This window comes from Spirosoma daeguense, from assembly GCF_054776875.1.
The window spans coordinates 307,339-318,975 of sequence record NZ_BAAHBF010000003.1 but is presented as its reverse complement, the minus strand read 5'-3'; the positions used below and the strand labels follow the sequence as shown (position 1 = coordinate 318,975).

Sequence of the window (11,637 nt, the reverse complement as noted above, 5' to 3'; positions counted from 1 at the left end):
GATATATCACTATTCGGTTTTATGCTACGTCGATGATTCAGTACCGTTTTTATCCGTCCATTCTCAATGTTTTCTCACGCTATCTACAAGGCGGGAATTTGTCGGCGCAGGAATTGATCGATTCCATCAATCGGGTACCCACGCCAACCACTGCGGCTCAGGAACGGGGTATTTCATTTGAAGATGCGGTTATAAAAGGTATTGGCGAAGATCGATTCGATGCCGAAGTCATCAAAAAAGTACGTAAACTTCTCCCCCGCCCTATTGTCGATACGCAGGTGTATTGCCAATTGGAAGTTGAGGATGTGCTTTTTTACGGTTACGTCGATTTAATCGGAAAATTCAAAGCCGTAGATATAAAAACGACCGGTTCATATCAGCCCGGCCGCTTCCTACACAACCATCAGAATCTGTACCTGCATGCGCTGAAACGGAAAGGAATCAAATTGATGGAATATGTTATAACGGATTTTCAACCGGGCGGAAATTCAGAAGTATACGTAGAAAGTTATGCCCTGACACATCCGATTGAGAAACAGTTGGAGGAAATCCGTTTGTTTAAAGCCTTTCTGGAAGAACACCGACCGTTGATTGTCGACAAGAAAATATTTGTTGCGCCCGGCGAAGACCCCGACGCCCGAAGAAAGCATTCCAGATTCCAATAGTTTTTGGGCCATTTACTCAGGAATCAATTTACGCTGACAGGCATTCGTCGTAACTTTCGACCATGTTTCAGCGAACTCTTCATCTCTATCGGCAGGCGTATCGAGGACTTTCTCCGTCTGTATGGTTACTGGCTGGGGTAATGCTGATTAACCGTTGCGGTACGATGGTGTTGCCGTATATGACGCTTTACCTGACGCAGCATTTACATTATTCCGTTACACATACCGGCATTGTGATGGCCGTTTACGGAGCGGGCGCTTTTATTGGTACGTTTCTCGGCGGGCACCTGACCGACCGATTCGGATTTTACTACGTTCAGTTACTCAGTTTACTGTTTGGCGGAACTGCCCTGCTCACGCTTCAGTTCATTACCAATTTTCACCTGCTCTGCGCGAGTGTTTTTCTGTTTACATTACTAGGCGACGCCTTCCGTCCAGCCAATCAGGCCGCTATTGTGCACTATTCAAAACCAGAAACACGTACCCGTGCTTTTTCCTTTAATCGGTTGGCGATCAATCTTGGCTGGGCCGTAGGTAGCGGGCTTGGTGGCTGGTTGGCCAGCGTAAACTACAGTCTGCTTTTCTGGACGGATGGCTTAACCTGTTTATCAGCAGGGCTTGTTCTCTGGGCTTTTTTACCCGTTCCCCAAAACGAAAATCAGCTTAAAACACAGCCTACAAACGCTACGTCATCGGCAACGCCACCAGCGAACGTATCGCCCTATCGCGACTACATGTTCATCGGTTTCATCTGTTGTAATGCGCTGTTTCTGATTGCGTTTATGCAATTTTTCACCATCGTCCCCTTATTTTTCAAGCAAATCATGCACCTGAATGAACGTACCATTGGCTCGCTGATGGCGTTAAACGGGCTGCTGATTGTTACGGTTGAAATGGCGCTGGTGTATGAACTTGAAAAACGGCAATGGTCGAAAACCAAATTGATTGTGCGGGGCGTTTTGCTGACCAGTTGTTCCTTTCTCATTCTTAGCCTACACGGCTGGCTGACGAGTTCTGGCACTAGTTTATCAACACTTCTTTCGACTAGTCTGATTATACCACTGGCCTACATTCTGTTTGCTACGTTCAGCGAAATGCTGGTTATGCCTTTTTTGCAGTCGCTAACCGTTGAACGTTCTACTCCAGCCACGCGCGGTCAGTATCTGGCATTACAATCGATGAGTGCAGCACTAGCTCAAACAACGGCCCCCGCTTTAGGCTCGCTGGTAGTAGCACAACTCGGTTTTTCGATACATTGGCTACTCATTGTCATGATTAGTTTGCTGGCAGCCATTGGGTTCTGGTGGCTGGGGAAACAAATGCATCAGACCCAAAAATCAATTGTTGTTGCTACGTAATAACTATAAAATTCAGCAACAACTATTTTCTGATACGCCTGATATTAATTTATATTTTCAATCTTGCAACTAATCGTTTAATCTCCTGTTTTTACAAGACAAATTATATCTTTTTAAACTGGTTCTAACGCTATGCCAACTAGTGTTTTCAGGTTGATAAAGTCTATTGGAATTTCGCTAGCAATCCTGATAAGTTTAACTGCAATATATCTACTTTCAGCCTATTTATTATCAAGAATTAGCGTCAATAAAAAGAGTGAAATTACAAATGATATCGCTATTTATATTCTTACGAACGGCGTTCATACTGATTTAGTCATGCCAATCAGGAATGATCAAATTGACTGGAGTAAGGAAATAAAATTCGAAAATACAGTAAGTAAAGACACTCTATTTCAATACGTTGCCCTCGGATGGGGCGACAAAGGATTTTATCTCGAAACGCCTACCTGGGCCGATTTGAAATTTAGTACTGCATTCAACGCTACATTTGGTTTAGGATCAACAGCTATTCACGCTACGTTCTATAAAAATATGTCGGAAAGTGAAGATTGCGTAAAAATTATGCTCTCGAAAACGCAGTATATAAAGCTTATTCAGTATATAAATAATAGTTTCCAATTCGACTCAAACGGACATTTGATCAATATAAAATCGAATGCTAATTATGGTGATAGTGATACGTTTTATGAAGCAAAAGGTAGATATAATCTATTTCATACATGTAATACGTGGGCCAATAACGGGCTTAAAAGCTGTGATCAATTAGCTTGTTTCTGGACACCTTTCGATACTGGAATATTTTATCAGTACAATCGAAAATAAATCAAAGTTTACAGACAACGCTTGTTGAAGTTTCTGGATTACTCCCGGCGGTGCAGATATACCAGTCTTTAACCAAGCAAAGTTTCAATTTTCACTACAGTTCTTGCAAGAATCTAGCAGAAGAAAGCAACCCAAATTATATTATAAATTGTCGGCCCGGCTTTCTTTACGACCTTTGTAGCTGCTAACGAGCGTGCAAATCGTTCGCTCTTTCACTCTTTCACTCTTTACTACGTTGAAACTCTGGCAAAAAGAAGGCGTATCGACAGCCGAACAAATCGAACAGTTTACCGTTGGGCGCGACCGTGAAATGGACCTTTACCTCGCTCCTTTCGACGTATTAGGCAACCTTGCTCATGCTCAAATGCTTGAAACAATCGGGCTGCTTACCAGCGACGATTTAAGCTTATTGCAGAACGAACTGAAGCAGATTTATGGGCAAATACAGGCCGGGCAATTTGTGATTGAAGATGGTATTGAAGACGTTCATTCGCAAGTAGAGTTATTGCTCACTCAGAAATTGGGTGATGTTGGCAAGAAAATTCACTCGGGCCGCTCGCGGAATGATCAGGTATTGGTCGATCTGAAACTTTTCACCCGTAATCGACTGTGGCAGGTTACCGAAGCTGTGAAGCGGGTTTTCGATCAACTTATCAGCCGTTCCAATCAACACAAAGACGATCTTTTGCCGGGTTACACCCATTTGCAGATTGCCATGCCCTCGTCGTTCGGACTTTGGTTCGGTGCCTATGCCGAAGCCCTCGCCGACGATATGCTGACGCTGCAAACGGCCTATCGTTTGGCTAACCGCAATCCACTGGGTTCTGGCGCAGGTTACGGCTCATCGTTCCCTTTGAATCGAACACTGACCACTGAATTGCTCGGTTTCGAAGGCATGCACGTCAACGTAGTATATGCGCAGATGAGCCGGGGAAAAACCGAACAGACCGCCCTTGGTGCGCTGGCAACCATAGCCGCTACGTTGTCGCGGATGGCGATGGACATCTGTTTGTATAACAGCCAGAATTTTGGGTTTCTGATCTTGCCGGATGGGCTGACAACAGGTTCCAGCATTATGCCGCACAAGAAAAATCCGGACGTAGCGGAACTGCTTCGGGCCAAAACCAACCGGATGAAAGCACTTCCGATGGAGATAACGCTGGTGTTGAGTAATCTACCTTCTGGCTATCATCGCGATATGCAGATTCTGAAAGAAATTTTGATGCCTGCTTTCGATGATATGCTCGACTGTCTGAGCATCACCGAGTTTATGCTGGAGCATCTTCAGGTGAAACCTAATTTGCTGGATGATCCGAAGTATGATTTGCTATTCAGCGTAGAGCGTGTAAATGAACTTGTCTTACAGGGCGTTCCATTTCGCGAAGCGTATCGGACGGTGGGAAAAGAAATCGGTGAACATACCTACGTAGCACCTCGCACGCTACGTCATACCCACGAAGGCAGCATTGGTAATCTGGGAAATGACCTTATTGTGCAGCAAATGACACAGGCTATTAATGGTTTTGGGGCAACTCAGGCGCAGGAAGCAATTACCAAATTACTGGAATAGATATTTTTTAACCGCAAAGGCCCCGACAGCCAGAGTCTGTCGGGGCCTTTGCGGTTAACAGTTTTATTGCTACGTATCCAACAGCCGGAGCCTGTTGGGGCCTGAAGAATCACATTAATACGCCATTCTTCGCCTGAATAGCAGTCGGTGTTTCCGATTCGCCCAGCATTTGCAATAAATCGATTTCGATGTTCCGGCAAATCGACAGCATCGGTACGTCGTTAAACAAACCCTCGAACGGGTTTTCGGAGTAGTCGCCAACCAGTTCCATATTCACAAATACCCAGCCGACGATGATGCCAAACGGGATGGAAAGCCAGATTCCTCCATCGCCAATCTTGGCAAATTCGCCTACGATACCCAAGGGCAGCAGACCAATAAATATGCAGACGAAAATGAAGCTTAAGTTGGCGTACTGACGTGGAAAAGGCGTTCGTTTGATACGTTCAGCTTTGCCTTGCTGGTCATAAAAATCATTAAGCATCCGTTGCATATCGCTCATATTCAAGCTACTAATTAGCGACTGCTTTTTTAGCTCAGCCAGTTGCTGTGCCTGTCTATCAATCAGATGCGTAGCCGGATTGGCCTTCGTTTTGATACGTTCATACTCTTCGTTGGGGAGGTATTTCTGCTGGAATTTCTCGTAGGTTTCGTCGGCATACAGGCCAATTCCCAGCGTTTTGCTACGTTGAACATTGTAGTTGCCAATACCAATTATTTTCAGGCTCATGTGCTCCCAGGACGTTGGTTGCAGGAGTTGGTGACGTAGCGTGTAAATCCAGCCGATGTGCCGGTAGATTAGCTGCTTTTTGATGGCGTGTAATTCAGCGTCGGAAAACGTATTCTGGCTATTTTCGTTCTGAATAAACGAACGTACTACGCTTCCCCAGGCCCGACTTCCGTTTACAATAGCTCCCCATATTTTTCGCCCCTCCCAAAGGCGGTCGTAACTCTGATTACTCTTGAAACCGACGTAAAATGCAACAGACGTACCAATCAGCGAAACCGGCAGCCACGGGATAGACAACCATTTCCAGCGAGTGTAATAATAGAGCGTCGCCACAAAAGTCATCCAGATGGTGAGCCAGATCAGGTGATGGCCCGAAAATCGCATCATTCCCCGAAAGGAGAGGTCTTTTTCAATCAGCATACGTAGTATTAGTTAAACTTTTCGATTAGACTCCGGGGCTTCACTAAGGTCATTTCAGGAATCTGATTACCAAAATAAGTTAGGCAGGATTTATAACGTAGCAATTACTAACTTAAAGTCGAACTCGTTATTAATTAACAGCCAGTTTAAGCCGACCGCTGGCGTTCAACAAAAGGCCGCCCGATCCACTGCAAATTACCCGTTGTGCCTGACCTACATAACTGGCTGGCAGGTTCACTACATGATTGATCGTTACCACGTCGGTTACTACCGGCAAACGTCCGCACGACCATACACTCACATCCGACCAACTACCTGCTTTTAGCGTATACATGTTCGAACAACTACTACCGTCAACTTTCCGGATTCGATTGTTATTGGTATCGGTAATATAGATAGCGCCTGTTCCATCCACCGCGATTCCGAAAGGCGAATTTAGTTGAGCCGACGTAGCAGCCCCTCCATCACCCGTAAAGCCAGCAGTACCCGTACCCGCTACGGTGGTAATTATGCCTGCGCTATTTACCTTGCGAATACGCTGGTTATTCCGATCCGTAATGTACAGATTGTTGCCCCCATCCAGCGCAATTCCATACGGAAGATTCAGTTGAGCGGAGGTAGCCACGCCACCATCGCCACTGTATCCAGCGAAACCTGTACCAGCTACGGTAGTAATCATGCCCGAGCTCACCATACGAATACGATGGTTATATTGATCAGCAATATACAGATTCCCACTCCCATCTATCGCGACACTATAAGGGCTACTTAATCGGGCCGACGTAGCGTCCCCGAAGTCACCACTAAAACCTGAAATACCCGTACCCACTACGGTCGTGATAATGCCCGTTGTACTGACCTTGCGAACGCGATGGTTAAACCGATCAGCAATGTACAGAGTGCCCGCTCCATCTACTGCCACACTCGAGGGATAATTTAACTGGGCCGACGTAGCCAGTATTCCATCGCCATTGTAGCCAACACTACCCGCCCCCGCCACGGTTGTAATTACGCCTGTTGTACTCACTTTCCGAATCCGATGGTTATTTGCATCCGCTATATATAGGTTTCCACTCCCATCTACAGTAGTACCGTAAACCCCATTTAGTTGAGCAGCAGTCGCCAGGCCTCCATCGCCACTAAAACCAAAGCTGCCCGTGCCCGCTATCGTAGTGATCACGCCAGAACTACTTACCTTACGAACACGACTGTTGCCCGAATCAGCAATATACAGATTACCACTTCCGTCTAGTGCTGCGCTAAACGGGCTATATAACTGGGCAGCGATAGCCGGGCCTCCATCGCCACTATAGCCACCACTACCATTAATACCTGTTCCGGCCACGGTGGTTATGGTTCCCATGGCATTTACTTTCCGAATACGGCTATTCGTTTGATCGGCAATATAGAAGCTGCCGTTGCTATCCAGAGCCACTCCTGACGGAAGGTTCAACTGAGCCGACGTAGCGTTCCCGTTGTCGCCACTGTAACCAGCCATACCCGTACCCGCTACGGTGGTTATAACGAAACCGGTGTTCACTTTGCGAATCCGTTGGTTATTCGAATCAGCTATGTAGACATTACCATTGGCATCGGCTGTTACTCCCGTAGGGCGGTATAAATGAGCGGAGGCAGCCGGTCCGCCATCGCCACTATAACCAAGCGTTCCTGTACCAGCCAGATTAATTATGCTACTAAACGAATTTTGCACCTTCCGAACCCGGTGGTTACCAGTATCAGCAATATAGATATTGCCAGAACCGTCAAGAGCAACACCCTGAGGTCCATTAAGTTGGGTCATACCAGGCACTCCTCCTCCTGTATTATCGCCCGCCGTACCATTCCCTACAATCGTATGAATTAGGCCGCTCGTATTCACTCGCCGAAGGCGGTGGTTACCTGTATCAGCAATATAGATGTTACCAAGCCCATCCACAGCTACCCCATAAGGCTGATTTAATCTCGCCAACGTAGCCAAATTTCCATCCCCACCATAACCAGAAATGCTTGAGCCTGCTACGGTCGTAATGATACCGTCTGGAGTCACCTTGCGAATACGGCTGTTATAGGTATCAGCGATATAGAGATTTCCACCCCAGTCAACGGCTACTCCAAACGGGTAAAATAACTGAGCTGACGTAGCAGGGCCTCCATCGCCACTGTATCCGGCAATACCCGTACCGGCCACGGTGGTGACTATACCTTCCGGGGTTACCTTGCGAATGCGGTTATTACTCCGGTCGGCAATATACAGGTTGCCATTCGCATCGACAGCTACGCTATTGGGCGTAGATATCTGAGCAGAAATGGCTGGCACATTTTCACTACCATTACCAGCAACCGTACTGATGTTCTGTGCCCAGACGGCAGTGGCGATACGTAGCAGAATCAGAAATCCAGCGGTTATACGAAAGAAAAGTCGTAACATCATAGTTAAACGTGGATAGAACGCTGGCACATAATTGATTGATTGATTGATTACAAATAAATAATGCACCATTTCACCGTTTCATAAGCAATGCAGAACAGCTACAAGAAACCAAGAATAAGTCTATGATTCTGCTAATCAGACTTATCCATCAATCGCTTTCACTCACTCGACCGCCAGCTTGAGCCGACTGCTGCCATTCAACAACACGCGCCCTGTTCCGGTATAGATTACCCGTAGCGCTTTACCGATATAACTGGCTGGCAGATTCACTACGTGACTGATCGTTACTACGTCTGTTACTGCTGGTACCCGACCGCAAGACCATACACTCGGATCGTTCCAGTCTCCCACCTTCACAGTAACCATCTGTGGACAATTTGGTGCGTGATGCACCGTCAGGCTGAAGCTGGTGCTGGCCGTCAAACCTCCCGAATCAGTTGCCGTTACGCTCACACTAAACGGCGAACCCACTGAGGACGATAGTATACCCGAGATGGTGTTCGGAGCCACAAAACTTAAACCCGAAGGCAAACCGCTCACCGATAGTGTGAGGCTGTTGGGTGTTTCTGGATCGGTGAACGTATTAGCCGAAATACTCATACTAAATGCCACAGTCGCCGTAGCCGACTGAGTGGGAATCACATTCGCTACTGTGGGCGGGCAGTTCTGGTAGCCCACGGTCAGGCTACTGGAAGCCGTACAGCCATTAGCCGACGTAACAACCACCGAATATGTTCCCGCCTGATTGACCAACGCTACGTTGCCCGATTGGCTCACCAATCCCGGACCACTAAACTGATACGTAGTGCCGCCCCCTGCCGTCAACGTAACGCTGGTTTGGGAGCAGGTCAACGTACCGCTCGCCGACAACGTAGCACTGGGTGCTGCAGTATTGGAAGAAACCGTAGTTGATGCAGTTACCGTACAGCCGTTAACCGCTGTCGCTGTTACCGAATACGTACCACCTATATTAACCGTTGCTACGTTACCTGACTGACTCACAATACCGGGGCCGCTAAACTGATACGTTCCGCCACCGCTGGCCGTTACGCTCACGCTGGTTTGGGCACAGGTTAACGTACCGCTTGTGATCAAACCAGCAGAGGTAGCCTCATTGACAACAAGCGTAACACTGGATGGGGCGGTACGGGAACCATCGCTGGCTATAACGGTAATTGTGTAGGTAGTGGCCGAAGTGAGCTTAGGAACCGTAAAAGTCGGTGTGGCGCCAGTAGCCGAAAGACCTGCTGGTTGACTACTCCAACTATACGAGTTGGGTGTGAAGTTAGCGGCAGTAGCTGTTAGGCTAAACGTACCGGGCCAGCAAACGGCCGATGGACTGGTGGGGGTGATACGCACGCTGGGAGGACCATCCACTTTACGAACGCGATGATTATAGTAATCAGCAATGTAGAGATTGCCAAGGCTATCGATCATCACACCCATAGGCGTATAAAACTGGGCGGAGACGGCTGCTCCACCATTCCCGCTAAAACCTGTCGTACCCGTGCCTGCCACTGTACTAATTATCCCTGTTGCGCCCACCCTGCGAATTCGATTGTTTGTAGCAACATAGAGATTGCCACTGCCATCTGCGGCTATGCTAGTAGGGCTGGCCAACCGAGCGGAGGTGGCCGGTCCACCATCGCCACTAAAACCACTGGTGCCCGTTCCAGCTACTGTGCTGATTACGCCCGTTGTACTCACCTTTCTGATACGATGATTCTGGCTATCAGTAATATACAGATTCTCATTTCCGTCCAATGCCACACCAGTAGGCTGAGCCAGTTGGGCGGAGGTAGCCGGGCCACTATCGCCACTGAAACCAAAGATGCCTGTGCCAGCTATCGTGCTGATTATACCCGACGAATTTACTTTACGGATACGGTTGTTGTACAGATCGGAAATGTAAAGATTGCCACTACCATCCATCGCCAGACTATTGGGAAAATTCAACTGAGCCGAGGTGGCCAGACCACCATCCCCACTAAAGCCCGATGTACCCGTACCAGCCATCGTACTAATTACCCCTGACGAATTCACCTTACGGATGCAATTGCTAGATTGATCAGCAATATAGAGGTTGCCATTCCCGTCCAATGCCAGGCTAACCGGATCATCTAGTTGGGCGGACGTAGCGGCTCCCCCATCACCACTATAGCCCGACGTACCCGTGCCAGCCACCGTTGTGATGATTCCACCCGGGCTCACTCTACGGATACGGTGGTTCTTCTGGTCGGCAATGTAGACATTGCCGCTACCGTCCATCACCATGCTACGAGGTAAATATAATTGGGCAGATGTTGCAGCGCCACCATCACCGCTAAAACCAGCATCGGCATATATGCCCGTTCCAGCCACCGTGCTGATTACGCCCGTTGTACTCACCTTTCTGATGCGATTATTCTGCGAATCAGCAATATAGAGGTTACCGCTTCCGTCCAGAGCCACATCACTAGGATTATAGACTTGGGCAGACGTAGCCGCCAATCCATCGCCACTGTAGCCCAGCGTGCCCGTTCCGGCCACCGTACTTATTATGCCAGACGGATTCACTTTGCGGACACGATGGCTAAACTGATCGGCAATGTAGAGATTACCACTGGCATCCACCGTCAGCTTAGTAGGGTTTCTTAACTGGGCAGTGGTAGCTGCGATCCCATCGCCATTGTAGCCCGCCGTACCCGTACCGGCTATCGTGCTGATCACGCCTGAAGTATTTACTTTGCGAATGCGGTGATTAAAATAATCGGCAATGTAGAGATTGCCACTCCCATCCACGGCTATGCCACTGGGAACATACAACTGAGCGGAGGTAGCCGGGCCACCATCGCCACCGTGTCCAGCAGTGCTACTACCTGCAACCGTAGTGATCACTCCCGACGTACTTATTTTACGGATGCGGTGGTTACCTGTATCAGCAATGTAGAGATTGCCACTAGCATCCCTCACTACGCTACTAGGGCTATCCAACTGAGCGTTGGCAGCCGGTCCCCCATCGCCACTATAACCAGCAGTGATAGTACCCGACACCGTACTAATTACCCCCGTTGTACCCACCCTGCGAATCCGGTTATTCCCCCTATCAGCAATGTAGAGATTGCCAAGGCCATCGACAATCACACTGGTAGGGGTGCTCAACTGGGCGGAGGTCGCCTGACCACCATCGCCACTAAAGCCCGGTATGCGATTACCGGCCACCGTAGTGACCTCCCCCGATGGGCTCACCTTGCGAATGCGGTGGTTATTCTGATCGGCAATATAGAGATTGCCACTCCCATCAACTGCTACTCCATAGGGAGTTGCCAAATGGGCAGTGGTGGCCGGTACGTTTTCACTACCATTGCCCGCAAATGCTCTAATGATTTGTGCACTGGCATCAGGAATGAGACAGAAAAGAAATAGAAACCCATAAAAGAAGAGTAGAGGAACCGCACGATACCAAAGGAATAGACCTTTTTGCATACCAAACGTTGATATATGTTAATAGCTAAATCGTTGAAAAACAAATATCTTGTCTATAATTAAAAACCTATTAAAGTATTGAGGGAACGGTCATGCGATACGCAACAATAGCCATTAATACCACCGCCCGACCAATCTGGTCGGGCGGTGGCTTACGTAACGCGGACATTCTG

General features: G+C 48.1%; 7 protein-coding genes. 4 read left to right on the top strand and 3 right to left on the bottom strand.

The features are described from left to right. The first annotated feature begins 32 nt into the window (after positions 1 to 32). From ACYVD4_RS10500 to argH, 4 genes are all read left to right on the top strand, one after another. Complete coding sequence (locus tag ACYVD4_RS10500; RefSeq protein WP_460945234.1) at positions 33 to 665, top strand: hypothetical protein; 633 nt, start codon at positions 33 to 35, stop codon at positions 663 to 665. 62 nt (positions 666 to 727) lie between these two features. Continuing rightward, entirely contained in the window at positions 728 to 2,023 is a 1,296-nt protein-coding gene (locus ACYVD4_RS10495; RefSeq protein ID WP_460945232.1) for an MDR family MFS transporter, read from the top strand. A gap of 132 nt (positions 2,024 to 2,155) precedes the next feature. Beyond that, complete coding sequence (locus ACYVD4_RS10490) at positions 2,156 to 2,848, top strand: TIGR02117 family protein (protein ID WP_460945230.1); 693 nt, start codon at positions 2,156 to 2,158, stop codon at positions 2,846 to 2,848. A gap of 235 nt (positions 2,849 to 3,083) precedes the next feature. Beyond that, entirely contained in the window at positions 3,084 to 4,418 is a 1,335-nt protein-coding gene (argH, locus tag ACYVD4_RS10485) for an argininosuccinate lyase (RefSeq protein ID WP_460946203.1), read from the top strand. 109 nt (positions 4,419 to 4,527) lie between these two features. On the opposite strand, the gene ACYVD4_RS10480 is transcribed toward argH, so the two are convergent. The 3 genes from ACYVD4_RS10480 to ACYVD4_RS10470 all read right to left on the bottom strand — a co-directional run bounded on the left by ACYVD4_RS10480 (position 4,528) and on the right by ACYVD4_RS10470 (position 11,464). Then, entirely contained in the window at positions 4,528 to 5,568 is a 1,041-nt protein-coding gene (locus ACYVD4_RS10480; RefSeq protein WP_460945228.1) for a bestrophin family protein, read from the bottom strand. Between the two features lie 130 nt (positions 5,569 to 5,698). Next, positions 5,699 to 7,999, bottom strand: coding sequence for an NHL repeat-containing protein (locus ACYVD4_RS10475; protein ID WP_460945226.1), 2,301 nt, complete (start codon positions 7,997 to 7,999; stop codon positions 5,699 to 5,701). 162 nt (positions 8,000 to 8,161) lie between these two features. After that, a complete protein-coding gene (locus ACYVD4_RS10470; protein WP_460945224.1) occupies positions 8,162 to 11,464 on the bottom strand; it encodes an NHL domain-containing protein in 3,303 nt (1,100 codons plus the stop codon). Between the last annotated feature and the right edge of the window lie 173 nt (positions 11,465 to 11,637).

Coding starts and splice junctions, on each gene's coding strand:
- ACYVD4_RS10480 (WP_460945228.1), bottom strand. CDS start 5,568: ATGCTGATTGAAAAAGACCTCTCCTTTCGGGGAATGATGCGATTTTCG.
- ACYVD4_RS10475 (WP_460945226.1), bottom strand. CDS start 7,999: ATGATGTTACGACTTTTCTTTCGTATAACCGCTGGATTTCTGATTCTG.
- ACYVD4_RS10500 (WP_460945234.1), top strand. CDS start 33: ATGATTCAGTACCGTTTTTATCCGTCCATTCTCAATGTTTTCTCACGC.
- ACYVD4_RS10495 (WP_460945232.1), top strand. CDS start 728: ATGTTTCAGCGAACTCTTCATCTCTATCGGCAGGCGTATCGAGGACTT.
- ACYVD4_RS10490 (WP_460945230.1), top strand. CDS start 2,156: ATGCCAACTAGTGTTTTCAGGTTGATAAAGTCTATTGGAATTTCGCTA.
- ACYVD4_RS10470 (WP_460945224.1), bottom strand. CDS start 11,464: ATGCAAAAAGGTCTATTCCTTTGGTATCGTGCGGTTCCTCTACTCTTC.